A 12211-nucleotide genomic window follows, 5' to 3' on the forward strand; every position below is an offset into this window, starting at 1 on the left:
CCGCACCCCGAGCCGACCGGGCCCGGGCGCGTAGGCGCCGGGTCCCGGTCGGCGGGTGCCTCAGGCGTGCCGCGTCTCGGGGTTGGCGTCGTCGGCGTCGACCAGCGGGCCGTCGGTCGGCTCCCACGACGACGTGTCGAACGACCGCTCGCCGTCCGACTCGTCCGACGAGCCGGAGAACCTCGACTTCGCGGTCGACACCGCCTTGTCCTTCAGTGCGCCGCCCTGCGTCTTGGCGAACTCTGTCGCCGCGTGCTCGGCGTCGTGGACGTAGCCCTGGAGGCGGGGGTCGTTCCACGTGTCCGACGCCCAGGTCTTGATCTTCTCGAACTGCTGACGGCCGGCACGGGTACCCATCAGGTAGCCGACCCCGGCGCCGAGCACGAACGTGAGCTTGCCCTTCATGGGTGTCCTCCTTCGCACCGGCCGCTGCGGACCGGTGGTCGTGTGGTCGTACGAGGGCGGGCGGGCGGACCGGTGGGCGACGAGTCGTCGCCCACCGGGCCACGTCGCCGGAGGCACCGAGCGTAGGGCCGCGGCGGCCCGCCCGCGCGGTGAGCGCCGTGGTCGTCGACGCCGCCGGGCTCGACGCGCGGCTTCCGCGCGGCGGCGCGAGACTGACGAGCAGACCGGCCGTCCGGCCGGCTGACCCGGAGGCTGCCATGGTCGCCACCTCGCCCGCCCGGACCCCGGCGCTCAAGCGCTCGGTCGGCCGCCGGATGCTGCTGGTCTTCGTCATCGGCGACATCCTCGGCGCCGGTATCTACGCCCTCACCGGCAAGGTCGCCGGACAGGTCGGCGGGGCCATCTGGATCCCGTTCGTGCTCGCGTTCGGGCTCGCGGCCCTGACAGCCACCGCGTACGCCGAGCTCGTCGGCCGCTACCCTCGCGCGGCCGGGGCCGCGGTGTACGCGCAGCGCGCGTTCGGGCGGCCGTTCGTGACGTTCCTCGTGGCGTTCGCCGTGCTCATGAGTGGCATCACGAGCGCCAGCGCGGCGGCGCGGGCCTTCGGCGGCGACTACCTGGCCGAGCTCGTCACCGTCCCGACGCTCGTCGCCGCATGGGTGTTCGTGCTGGTCATCGCGGTCGTCAACGCCGTCGGCGTCTCGGAGTCCGTCCGCGTGAACCTCGTCCTCACCGCGATCGAGGTCACGGGGCTCGCGGTGATCCTCGTCATCGGCGCCCGCGCGTTCCTGTCCGGCGAGGGCGACCCGGGCCGGGCCATGACGCTCAGCAGCGACGGGCCGGTGTGGATGGCCGTGCTGGGCGGCACCGCCCTGGCCTTCTACGCGCTGCTCGGCTTCGAGGACTCCGTCAACCTGGCGGAGGAGTGCCAGCACCCGCGCAGCGACTTCCCGCGCGCGCTGTTCGGCGGGATCCTCGTCGCCGGCGTGGTCTACCTCGCGGTCGCGTTCACGACGTCGATGCTCGTCGACACCGCGACGCTCGCCGAGTCCACCGGGCCGCTGCTGGAGGTGGTGCGGGTCGCGGGCCTGGTGTTCCCACCGTGGCTGTTCGCGATCATCGCGCTCGTCGCGGTGTCGAACACCGCGCTCATCAACATGATCATGGCGTCCCGCGTGGTCTACGGGATGTCACGCGAGGGCATCGTGCCGGGGTGGCTGGGCCGTGTGGACCGGCGCCGCCGGACACCGTGGGTCGCGATCGCCTTCACGACCGTCATCTCGCTCACCCTCGTCAGCACGGGCGACCTGTCGGGCCTGGCGGACACCACCGTGCTGCTCCTGCTGCTCGTCTTCGCCGTGGTCAACGTCTCGGTGCTCGTGCTGCGGCGACGACCCGAGGACCGCGACGCCCGGATCGACGGCGACGGGCCGCGCGGCTTCCGGGCCCCCACGTGGGCGCCCGTCCTGGGGGCGATCGTCTCGCTCGTCCTCGCGTCCCCGCTGACGGGACGCTCGATCGACGTGTACGCGCGCGCCGGGCTGCTGCTCGGCATCGGCGTCGTGCTGTACGTCGTCAACCGGCTGTTCGTCAGGCCCGCCCGGCAGGCGGAGGCGGTCGACGCCTCCGCCACGACCGACACGCCCTGAGCAGGGCCCTGCCGTGAGGTGACGCATGGACGACCCGGTCGCGCTCGCCGTCCTCGCCGTCCTGGTGATCGTGGCCGTGACGTCGTTCGCCCCCCGCGTCGGGGTCGCCGCGCCGCTGCTGCTCGTACTCATCGGGATGGGTGTGAGCCTGCTGCCGTTCGTGCCGGCGATCGAGGTCGAGCCCGAGCTGATCCTCGCCGTCGTGCTGCCGCCCCTGCTGTACTCGTCGGCCACCAACATTCCGACCATGGACTTCCGGCGGGACTTCCGGACGATCTCCGCGTTCTCCGTCGTGCTGGTGGTGGTCTCCGCAGTCGTCGTCGGGTTCGTCCTGGACCGGCTCGTGCCGGGGATGGGTCTGGCCACCGGCATCGCGGTCGGCGCCGTCGTCAGCCCCACCGACGCGGTCGCGACGTCGGTCGTCCGCAAGGCCGGCGTCTCACCGCGCATCGTCACCGTCCTGGAGGGCGAGTCGCTGCTCAACGACGCGTCCGCGCTGGTGCTGCTGCGCTCCGCCATCGTCGCGACGGCCGGGACCGTGTCGCTGTGGGGCGTCGCCGCGGACTTCGTGTACGCCGCGGTCGTGGCGGTCGTCGTCGGGTACGTCGTGGGACGCCTGCACGTCTGGGCCCGCGGTCACCTGAGCCAGACGACGTCGAACGTCGCGCTGTCGTTCGTCGTGCCGTTCGTGGCGTTCCTGCCTGCGGAGCACCTGGGCGCCTCGGGGCTCGTCGCGGCGGTCACCGCGGGACTGGTCACCGGGCGTGCCGCGCCGCGGGCGCTGCGGGCCCGGGACCGTGTCACCGAGCACGCGGTGTGGCGCACGATCGAGCTGCTGCTCGAGGGTGCGGTGTTCCTCGTCATGGGCCTCGAGGTGTTCGCCCTGGTGGAGGACGTGGAGCAGGTGCACGGCAGCGTGTGGACGGCCCTCGGGCTCGGCGCGGTCACCGCGACGCTCGTCGTCGCGCTGCGGTCCGTGTTCGTCGCGTGGTCCGTGTGGGAGCTGTCGCGTCGGGCCGACCGCAACCCGCAGGTGCGGGACTGGCTGACGCACGCCCAGGCGCGCCTCGACGCGGGCGAGCCGGTCGCACCGCCGCCCGGCAGGGTGCGCGGCCGCCGCGGCCGCACCCCCGCGCAGGGCGCCGAGGCCCGCAGGCGCGTGCGCCGGCGCATCGCCGACATCGACTACCTGACGGCCGAGCGGTTCGGGCCGCGTGAGGGGGTCGTCCTGGTCTGGGCAGGCATGCGTGGCGTCGTGACGCTGGCGGCGGCACAGTCCCTGCCGTCCGACACACCGCAGAGGTCGCTGCTGGTCCTGGTGGCGTTCGTCGTCGCGGCCGGCACGCTGCTCGTCCAAGGCGCCACGCTGCCGTGGGTCGTGCGGCGCCTGGACCTGACGGGCCGCGAGGAGGACGACCGCGAGGCACTCGCCGCGCTGCACGCCGAGCTGCGCCGGGCCGCCGTCGAACGCCTCGACGACCCGCGCCTGCGGCAGGCCGACGGCACGCCCTACCCGCCGTCCGCGATCGAGCAGGTCCGCGATCGCATGATCGCCCTCGACGCCGCGGCCGAGGAGGACGCCGAGCTGGCCGCGCGGGACCGGGCCACCGACCTGCGGCTGCAAGGGCTCGTCCTGCAGGCGCAGCGGGCCGAGCTGCTGCACCAGCGCGAGCTCGGCACGTACCCGTCGGCGGCGCTGCGACGTGCGCTGGCGGAGCTCGACGCCGTGCAGATCGGGCTCGAGCTGCGGTCGTGACCCTGACCGGCCCGGTCAGGTGCCCGGCCGCGGCAGGTCGGCGAACCAGGTCCGCGCGGCCTGCTCGGCACCGTGCAGCAGCTCCACCACCGCCGCCTGCGCGGCCGGGTCCACGTGCAGCAGTCCGGCGACGACACCGGCGGCGGCGGACGTCGTCAGGAGCGCGAGCGCCATGTCCCGGACGACGTGCCCGCGGCGGACCGTGCCGTGCCGTGCCGCGGACGCGGCGCCGCCCGAGCGGGTGTGCTGCGGTGGGCGCACCCACTCGGGGTCACGCGCGTGGTGCGCGGTCGCACGCCGGGGACGACCCTGTCCGCGGCGATCGACGATGGTCGCCATCTGCGCAAACTAGACATCTCGCCCACCGGAGCGCACCCCCTGACGGCGATTCGGCCACAGACTCACCTGGACGAGTGACCTGATCGAGCCCGTCCGCCGGGGCGGCGTCAGGTGCCGACGTACTTCGCCAGGTGCTGCCCCGTGAGCGTGGAGCGGTCCGCGACCAGGGCGCCAGGCGTGCCCTCGAAGACCACGCGCCCGCCGTCGTGCCCGGCGCCGGGCCCGAGGTCGATGATCCAGTCGGCGTGCGCCATGACGGCCTGGTGGTGCTCGATCACGACGACGGACTTGCCCGCGTCGACGAGTCGGTCGAGCAGCCCGAGGAGGTTCTCGACGTCCGCCAGGTGCAGGCCCGTGGTCGGCTCGTCCAGCACGTAGACGCCGCCCTTGTCGCCCAGGTGCGTGGCCAGCTTCAGACGCTGGCGCTCGCCGCCGGACAGCGTCGTGAGCGGCTGGCCGAGCGTGACGTACCCCAGCCCGACGTCGACGAGGCGCTGCAGGATCGCGTGCGCCGCGGGGATGCGCGACTCCCCGGCGGAGAAGAACTCCTCGGCCACGGTCGCGGGCATCGCGAGCACCTCGCTGATGTCCCGCCCGCCCAGGCGGTACTCCAGCACCTCGGCCATGAAGCGGCGACCCTCGCAGACCTCGCAGGTCGTCGAGACCCCGGCCATCATCCCGAGGTCGGTGTAGACGACGCCCGCGCCGTTGCAGACGGGGCACGCGCCCTCGGAGTTGGCGCTGAACAGCGCGGGCTTCACGCCGTTGGCCTTGGCGAACGCCTTGCGGATCGGCTCGAGCAGACCCGTGTACGTCGCCGGGTTGGACCGCCGCGACCCCTTGATGGCGCCCTGGTCGATGGTCACGACCCCGTCGCGCGGGGCCAGCGAGCCGTGGATCAGCGAGCTCTTGCCCGACCCGGCCACGCCCGTGACGACCACCAGCACGCCGAGGGGCACGTCGACGTCGACGTCCTGCAGGTTGTGCGTGGTGGCGCCGCGGATCTCGATCGCACCCGTCGGGGTGCGGACCTCGGGCTTGAGCGAGGCGCGGTCGTCGAGGTGACGGCCGGTCAGGGTGCCGCTGGCCCGCAGCCCGTCGACGGTCCCCTCGTACACGACCTCGCCACCGGCGGTCCCCGCCCCCGGGCCCAGGTCGACCACGTGGTCGGCGATGGCGATGGCCTCGGGCTTGTGCTCGACGACGAGCACGGTGTTGCCCTTGTCCCGCAGCCGCAGCAGGAGGTCGTTCATGCGCGCGATGTCGTGCGGGTGCAGACCGACGGTCGGCTCGTCGAAGACGTACGTGATGTCCGTGAGGGACGACCCGAGGTGCCGGATCATCTTGGTCCGCTGCGCCTCGCCGCCGGACAGCGTGCCGGACGGCCGGTCGAGCGACAGGTACCCCAGACCGATCTCGACGAACGAGTCGAGCGTCTCGCGCAGCACCGTCAGCAGCGGTGCGACGGACGGCTCGCGGAGCCCCCGCACCCAGTCCGCGAGGTCCGTGATCTGCATCGCGCAGACGTCCGCGATGTTCAGCCCGCCGATGCGCGAGGCGCGCGCCCCCTCGTTCAGGCGCGTGCCGCCGCACTCCGGGCACGTCTGGAACGTGATGGCGCGCTCGACGAAGGCGCGGATGTGCGGCTGCATCGCGTCGACGTCCTTGGCGAGGAAGGACTTCTGGATCTTCGGGATCAGCCCTTCGTAGGTGACGTTGATGCCGTCGACCTTGATCCTCGTGGGCTCCCTGTAGAGCAGCGCGTGCAGCTCCTTCTCCGTGAACTCACGGATCGGCTTGCTCGCGTCGAAGAATCCCGAGCCGCGGAAGATGCGCCCGTACCAGCCGTCCATCGTGTAGCCGGGCACGGTCAGCGCGCCCTCCTCGAGCGACCGGGAGTCGTCGTACAGGGCGGTGAGGTCGAAGTCGTTGACCTTGCCCATGCCCTCGCAGCGCGGGCACATGCCCCCGATCTGCTCGAACGACACCTTCTCGGCGCGCTTGTGCCCGCGGTCGACCGAGATCGCCCCGCTGGCGCGGACGGTCGGCACGTTGAACGAGTACGCCTGCGGTGAGCCGATGTGCGGGTCCCCCAGCCGGCTGAACAGGATCCGCAGCATCGCGTTGGCGTCCGTCACGGTGCCGACCGTCGAGCGCGAGTTGGCGCCCATGCGCTCCTGGTCGACGATGATCGCGGTCGTCAGGCCCTCGAGCACGTCCACGTCGGGGCGCGCGAGCGTCGGCATGAAGCCCTGGACGAACGCGCTGTAGGTCTCGTTGATGAGCCGCTGCGACTCCGCCGCGATGGTGCCGAACACCAGCGAGCTCTTGCCGGACCCGGACACGCCCGTGAACACCGTGAGCCGCCGTTTCGGCAGGTCGATGCTGATGTCGCGCAGGTTGTTCTCCCGCGCTCCGTGGACGCGGAGGAGGTCGTGGCTGTCGGCGGGGACGTCGGGCGTCGGGCTCATCAGTCCTCCAGGGCGGGAGCGGGCGCTGCCCAGCGTAGGACCGGCCTCCGACGCCCGGCTTCCTCGTTCCTGACCGGCTGCGCACCCGGCTCCTGCGCGCCGCCTCGCCTCGCCGCCCGCCCTGGTGCGTGGCACGCTCCTGGACGGACGCCCCGGCGTGAGGAGAGCACGTGCACGGACCGACGGACGACACGATCGACGAGCAGGGGCCCCTCGACACGCACGCAGCACGCCTGTCCCTGCTCGACTCGGCGGCGCAGGCGGCCGGGCTCGGCACCTTCCGGTGGGACCTGGCCACGGGCTCCCTGCAGTGGGACGCGACCCTGCTGGAGGCCTTCGGCTACGACGAGGAGTCGTTCAGCGGCACGATCGGGGCCTTCGACGCCCGGCTGCACCCCGGGGACGTCGCGTCGGTGTCCGCCGCGCTCGAGTCCGCCATCTCCGCGTGCGGCGTGTACCAGGCCGAGTTCCGCGTGCTGCAGCCCGACGGCACGGTGCGCTGGCTCGCGGCGCGCGGGCGGGCGCTGGCGGGGCCGTCCGGGCAGGCGGCCCACCTCATCGGCGTCACGACCGACACCACGGTGCTGCGGGAGCGGGACCTGCAGGTCCAGCAGATCCTCGAGGACATGTCGACCGGCTACTTCTGGCTCGACGCGGACTGGCGGTTCGGGTACGTCAACGCGGAGGCCGAGCTCATCCTGGCGAGCACCCGCGCGGACCTGCTGGGCGGTGTGATCTGGGACCTGTTCCCCGCCGCGGTCGGCACCCCGTTCGAGGAGCACTACCGCGGTGCCGCGCGCACCGGGGAGCCGCGGGTGTTCGACGCCTACTACCCCGCCCCGCTCGACGCCTGGTACGAGGTCCGGGCCGACCCCGAACGCGGCGGCGTCGCCGTGTACTTCACCGACGTCACCGAGCGGCACCGGGCTCTCGAGCATGCGGAGCGGGGACGCGCGCGCTCGGACCTCCTCGCGCGGGTCGCCGGTGTGCTGGCCGACGCCGTCGAGCCGGTCCAGGCACTGGACGCCGTCCTGCCGCACCTGGTCCCGGAGGTCGCCGACTTCGCCATCGCGAGTCTCCTGGAGGAGGGGCCGGGTCCGTGGCGCAGCCGCCTGCACGACGTGGCCGCCCGGCACGCGGACCCGGACCAGCAGCCGGTGCTGGACGAGTACCGGGCCCTGCGCGTGCCGGCGCTGTCCCGCACGTCCCTGGTCGCCGAGGTGCTCACGACGTCGCACCCCGCGATGCGCTATGGCGCGCCGTCGCTGGAGGACATCGTGCACCCCGGCCCGGTGCGCGACCTGCTGGGCCGGCTGGCACCCGAGACGCTCATGGTCCTGCCGCTGCGCGGGCGGGGGCACACCCGCGGCGTCGTCACGCTGGCACGCGGCGCCGACCGCGAGGGCTTCACGGACGACGACGTGACCGCGCTGCGCGACGTGACGGCCCAGATGGGTCTCGCGCTCGACAACGCCCACCTGCACACCGCCCGGCGCGACCTCGCCGAGGAGCTGCAGCGCAGCCTGCTCACCGAGCTGCCGGAGCCGGACCACCTCCAGCTCGTGGCGCGCTACGTGCCCGCGTCGACCGGCACGCAGATCGGCGGTGACTGGTACGACGCGTTCCTGCTGCGTGACGGCTGCACGTGCCTGGTGATCGGGGACGTCACGGGCCACGACCTGCAGGCCGCGGTGAAGATGGCGCAGATCCGCAACGTCCTGCGCGGTGGTGCGCACGCCGTCGTGCAGCCGCCCGCGGCGATCCTGTCGGCCTTCGACTGGGCGGCGCAGGACCTGGCGATCGGGGGGTTCAGCACGGCGGTCCTCGCGCGACTCGAGCAGCCCCCGGAGCTGGTCGCGCAGGGCAGCCGCGTCCTGCGGTGGTCGAACGCGGGCCACCTGCCGCCGCTGCTGGTGCAGCCCGACGGCCGCGCGGAGCTGCTGCGCCGCCCGAGCGACCTGCTGCTGGGCCTGCGCAAGCACACCGAGCGGCACGACCACACCGTGGTCGTCGAGCCCGGCGCGACGATCCTGCTGTACACGGACGGCCTCGTCGAGCGTCGTGGCGAGCGCCTCCACGTCAGCCTGGAGCGGCTGCGCACGTGCTGCGAGCGCCTGGCGAACCTGCCGCTGGAGGAGTTCTGCGACGCGGTGGTGGCCGAGCTCGCGCCGTCGCACGACGACGACGTGGCGATGCTGGCCGTGCGTGCCTTCCCGCAGGACGAGCCGCGTCCGCCCGAGGCCGGCCCCGAGCACCTGCCCGGGGAGCAGCCGGAGTGGTGACCCGCGCCCGCGGCGCGTTGGTTGACGGTGCAAGTAATTCCCCGTAGCCTGTGGTTGTCACGACAACTACAGGTCCGGAGACGACGATGACCACGCCGACCGCACGCCCCACCGACGAGGCCGTCCTCGCCCCCACCACCTCGATGGACGCCGTCACGCTGCACGTCGGCGACCTCGAGGGGATGTCGACCTACTACGCGAACGCCATCGCGCTCGAGCCGCTCGAGGAGCGCGCACGCGGCCGTCAGGTCCACCGCGTGCTCGGCCGCGGCACCACGCCCATGCTGCGCCTCGTCCACACCCCCGACCTGCCGGCGGTCGACCCCCGTCAGGCCGGCCTGTTCCACACCGCGTTCCTCTTCGACGACGCCGCGAGCCTGTCCGCGACCGTCTACCGCGCCGCGCAGGACCCGCGCAGCCGGTTCGTCGGGTCGAGCGACCACCTCGTCTCCGAGGCGTTCTACTTCACCGACCCCGAGGGCAACGGCATCGAGCTGTACACCGACCGGGACCGCGACCTGTGGCTGCATCGCGACGGCAACGTCGTCATGGCCACCGAGCACCTCGACCCGAACGCGTACCTGCGCGAGCACCTGTCGCAGGAGGCCGTCGACGCCGGGCCCGCGCTCGCCGGGCGGGTCGGCCACGTGCACCTGCAGGTCGGTGACATCGCGGCGGCGGAGTCGTTCTACCTCGACGCCCTGGGCTTCGAGGCCACCGTGCGCGGCTACCCCGGTGCGCTGTTCGCGTCGGCGGGCGGCTACCACCACCACGTCGCGATGAACACGTGGAACAGCAAGGGCGCGGGCCCGCGCGCCTCGACGCTCGGCCTCGGGGACGTCGCGGTGACGGTCCCGGGACGCGAGGACCTCGACGCGCTCGCGGCCCGCCTGCGTACGCGCGGCCTGGCCTTCGCCGACGACGGCCGCGCGATCACGCTGCGCGACCCGTGGGACACCCAGGTCACGGTCTCGGTGCCGGGCACGACCACGGCGGACCTGCTCGCCCGCTGACGCCCGCGCCGGACCCGCGCCGGGCCCGCGTCAGTGCCGCTTCGTCACAGCCGCTTCTCCAGCAGGAGGACGTCGAGCCACGTGCCGGCGAGCGGGCCGTGCGCCATGAGCCCCAGCCGCTCGCGCGTGCCGACGACCCGGAAGCCGGCGGCCGCGTGCAGCGCCAGGCTCGCGGCGTTCTGCGGGAAGACGCCGCCCTGCACCGTCCAGATGCCGCCGTCGCGTGCGGAGGCGAGCAACCGCTCGAGCAAGGCGCGCCCGACACCACGGCCGCGGGCGGCGGGCGCGACGTAGACGGAGTGCTCCACGACCCCCGCGTAGACGCGGCGGCGCGACACCGGCGAGACGGCGACCCATCCGACGACGTCGCCGTCGTCCAGCGCGACGAAGCGGTGCTCGGGCAGGTGCCCGGCGTCGAACTCGTCCCAGGTCGGCGGCTGCGGCTCGAACGTCGCGAGGCCGGTGGCGATGCCCGCGGCGAGGACGTCCAGGACCGCGGACGCGTGCGCGGGGCGCATCGGGGCGACGGAGAGCGTCGACGTCACCGGGTGCGGGTCGGGTGGCATGGACCCATGATGCGCGGCCCTCAGCGGCTGCGGACCAGGTCCTCCACGGCGTCGCGCAGCGTCGCCCGGGCGGCGTCGGCGTCGTCGAGGTAGCCCGCGACCATGGCCCCGTCGCGCAGCGCCGTCCAGCGGCGCCCGCCCTCCTGCGGGTCGGGGTGGCCGCCGACGCGCAGGGCGCGCGTGGCCGCGTCCTGGAGCCAGTCCCGGTGCGCGCGCACGACGCGCCGCACAGGGCTGCCGGGGTCGGGGAACTCCGCGGCGGCGTTGATGAACGGGCAGCCGCGGAAGCCGGGCCGGCACAGCTCGTCGGCGACGCGCAGCGTCATGCCCGTGAGCCACCGCGCCGCCGCGGCGGGGTCCTGCGGCACGTCGCCGACGGCCTCGCGCACGGCACGGTCGGTCGCGTCGAGGTACGCGACGACCAGCGCCTCCTTGCCGGGGAAGTGCCGGTAGAAGGTCGCGCGCGTGACGCCGGCCTCGGCGATGACGCGGTCGACGCCGACGGCCCGGACGCCGTCGGCGTAGAAGAGCTCGGACGCGGTGCGCAGCAGCCGCGCGCGGGCGGCGGACGGCCCGCGCGCCCCGACGGGGTCCGGCGTCGCACCGGTGCCCCGACCGTCTGCGGTTGACATCCCGGCCTCCCGGAGGTGAGGTGGAGCGGTAAAGAGAACGAACGTTCTGTCTAGGAGGCTATCCCATGCCCGCTCTGTACACCGCCGTCGCCACCGCCACGGGCGAGGGCCGCGAGGGCCACACCCGCAGCTCCGACGGGCTCGTCGACGTCGACCTCGCCGTCCCGCGCGAGATGGGCGGCCCCGGCGGCGCCACCAACCCCGAGCAGCTGTTCGCCGCCGGGTACGCCGCCTGCTTCCACAGCGCGCTGAAGTCCGTGGCCCGGCGCGACACGGTGACCTTCACCGACTCCGCGGTCACCGCCGAGGTCGACATCGGCCCCACGGACGGCGGTGGCTTCGGGCTCGAGATCACGCTGCGCGTCGAGCTCGGCGGCGTCGACCAGGCGACGGCCGAGCGCCTCGTCGAGGCCGCGCACCAGGTGTGCCCGTACTCGAACGCGACGCGCGGGAACGTGCCCGTCACGCTGGAGACGGTGACCGCCTGACGCACCCGGCAGCCGCCGGACGGCCCGCCGCTCAGCGCGCGTGACCGCCCGGCGGGTCGACCGTCGTGCACGCCGCGCACAGCCCCGACAGCGCGACGTGCGTCGGCTCGACCGTGAACCCGTCGCGCTCCAGCACCGTGCGGGCGACGTCGTCGAGGAGGTCGCCCGGCAGGTCCTGGACCGCACCGCACCGGCGGCACTCGGCGTGCAGGTGCTCGCGCCCCCCGTGCGCCAGGTGGTACGCCGTGCCGGTGCGCCGCACGTGCACGTGCTGGACGACCCCGAGGTCCGCGAGCGCGTCGAGCGTCCGGTAGACCGTGGCGCGGTGCACCCCCGCGTCGAGGGCCGCCACCCGGCCGACGATCTCCTCCGCGCCGAGGTGCTCGCCGTGGCACGCCAGGACCGTCAGCACCGCGCGCCGCGCGCGCGTCATGCGCTCGCCGCGCGCCCGCAGGAGCGCCCCGACGCGCTCGATCGTGGTCGCCGGGTCCACGGCCACCGCGCCTGCGACCCCGTCCCCTGCCGGCCGCCGGACGACCTCGCTCGTCATCGCCCCCGCCCCTCCCGACGACGGACGCCCGCCCGTCCGGTTCACGGTGGTCCACTCTAG

The 12211-nt window shown here is 74.0% G+C and carries 11 protein-coding genes; 5 read left to right on the top strand and 6 right to left on the bottom strand.

All coding sequences use genetic code 11. The annotated features are described in order from the left end of the window. Positions 1-60: 60 nt before the first annotated feature. On the bottom strand, positions 61-405 hold the full coding sequence (locus NP048_RS16705) for a YtxH domain-containing protein (protein WP_227575305.1): 345 nt from the start codon (positions 403-405) through the stop codon (positions 61-63). Positions 406-662: 257 nt separating this feature from the next. On the opposite strand from NP048_RS16705, the gene NP048_RS16710 reads away from it, so the two are divergent. Both NP048_RS16710 and NP048_RS16715 read left to right on the top strand, forming a co-directional pair. Then, the gene (locus tag NP048_RS16710) at positions 663-2054 is read left to right on the top strand and encodes an APC family permease (protein WP_227575304.1); all 1392 of its coding nucleotides are present in this window, start codon (positions 663-665) and stop codon (positions 2052-2054) included. A gap of 25 nt (positions 2055-2079) precedes the next feature. After that, positions 2080-3810, top strand: a complete 1731-nt coding sequence (locus NP048_RS16715) for a cation:proton antiporter (protein WP_227575303.1) — start codon at positions 2080-2082, stop codon at positions 3808-3810. 15 nt (positions 3811-3825) lie between these two features. On the opposite strand, the gene NP048_RS16720 is transcribed toward NP048_RS16715, so the two are convergent. Further along, entirely contained in the window at positions 3826-4149 is a 324-nt protein-coding gene (locus tag NP048_RS16720) for a hypothetical protein (protein WP_227575302.1), read from the bottom strand. 107 nt (positions 4150-4256) lie between these two features. Then, positions 4257-6620, bottom strand: coding sequence for an ATP-binding cassette domain-containing protein (locus NP048_RS16725; protein WP_227575301.1), 2364 nt, complete (start codon positions 6618-6620; stop codon positions 4257-4259). Positions 6621-6790: 170 nt separating this feature from the next. Between NP048_RS16725 and NP048_RS16730 the strand changes: the two genes are divergently transcribed. Continuing rightward, positions 6791-8902 (top strand): SpoIIE family protein phosphatase, encoded by a 2112-nt coding sequence (locus NP048_RS16730; protein ID WP_227575300.1) that lies wholly within the window; start codon positions 6791-6793, stop codon positions 8900-8902. Positions 8903-8988: 86 nt separating this feature from the next. Beyond that, a complete protein-coding gene (locus NP048_RS16735; RefSeq protein WP_227575299.1) occupies positions 8989-9915 on the top strand; it encodes a VOC family protein in 927 nt (308 codons plus the stop codon). Positions 9916-9959: 44 nt separating this feature from the next. Here the strand turns inward: NP048_RS16735 and NP048_RS16740 are convergent, their stop codons facing one another. Continuing rightward, on the bottom strand, positions 9960-10481 hold the full coding sequence (locus NP048_RS16740) for a GNAT family N-acetyltransferase (protein WP_227575298.1): 522 nt from the start codon (positions 10479-10481) through the stop codon (positions 9960-9962). Positions 10482-10501: 20 nt separating this feature from the next. After that, positions 10502-11113 carry a TetR/AcrR family transcriptional regulator gene (locus NP048_RS16745; protein WP_227575297.1) on the bottom strand — a complete coding sequence of 204 codons (612 nt, stop codon included), beginning with the start codon at positions 11111-11113 and terminating at the stop codon, positions 10502-10504. A 65-nt stretch (positions 11114-11178) separates the two neighbouring features. On the opposite strand from NP048_RS16745, the gene NP048_RS16750 reads away from it, so the two are divergent. Next, positions 11179-11601: an organic hydroperoxide resistance protein gene (locus NP048_RS16750; protein ID WP_227575296.1), complete on the top strand. Its 423-nt coding sequence runs from the start codon at positions 11179-11181 to the stop codon at positions 11599-11601. A gap of 31 nt (positions 11602-11632) precedes the next feature. Here NP048_RS16750 and NP048_RS16755 read toward each other — a convergent pair whose 3' ends face one another. Further along, positions 11633-12151 carry a Fur family transcriptional regulator gene (locus NP048_RS16755; RefSeq protein WP_227575295.1) on the bottom strand — a complete coding sequence of 173 codons (519 nt, stop codon included), beginning with the start codon at positions 12149-12151 and terminating at the stop codon, positions 11633-11635. Between the last annotated feature and the right edge of the window lie 60 nt (positions 12152-12211).

The organism is Cellulomonas xiejunii (assembly GCF_024508315.1).
Taxonomy (GTDB): Bacteria; Actinomycetota; Actinomycetes; order Actinomycetales; family Cellulomonadaceae; genus Cellulomonas; species Cellulomonas xiejunii.

Coding starts and splice junctions, on each gene's coding strand:
- NP048_RS16750 (WP_227575296.1), top strand. CDS start 11,179: ATGCCCGCTCTGTACACCGCCGTCGCCACCGCCACGGGCGAGGGCCGC.
- NP048_RS16715 (WP_227575303.1), top strand. CDS start 2,080: ATGGACGACCCGGTCGCGCTCGCCGTCCTCGCCGTCCTGGTGATCGTG.
- NP048_RS16745 (WP_227575297.1), bottom strand. CDS start 11,113: ATGTCAACCGCAGACGGTCGGGGCACCGGTGCGACGCCGGACCCCGTC.
- NP048_RS16725 (WP_227575301.1), bottom strand. CDS start 6,620: ATGAGCCCGACGCCCGACGTCCCCGCCGACAGCCACGACCTCCTCCGC.
- NP048_RS16705 (WP_227575305.1), bottom strand. CDS start 405: ATGAAGGGCAAGCTCACGTTCGTGCTCGGCGCCGGGGTCGGCTACCTG.
- NP048_RS16710 (WP_227575304.1), top strand. CDS start 663: ATGGTCGCCACCTCGCCCGCCCGGACCCCGGCGCTCAAGCGCTCGGTC.
- NP048_RS16755 (WP_227575295.1), bottom strand. CDS start 12,151: ATGACGAGCGAGGTCGTCCGGCGGCCGGCAGGGGACGGGGTCGCAGGC.
- NP048_RS16735 (WP_227575299.1), top strand. CDS start 8,989: ATGACCACGCCGACCGCACGCCCCACCGACGAGGCCGTCCTCGCCCCC.
- NP048_RS16720 (WP_227575302.1), bottom strand. CDS start 4,149: ATGGCGACCATCGTCGATCGCCGCGGACAGGGTCGTCCCCGGCGTGCG.
- NP048_RS16740 (WP_227575298.1), bottom strand. CDS start 10,481: ATGCCACCCGACCCGCACCCGGTGACGTCGACGCTCTCCGTCGCCCCG.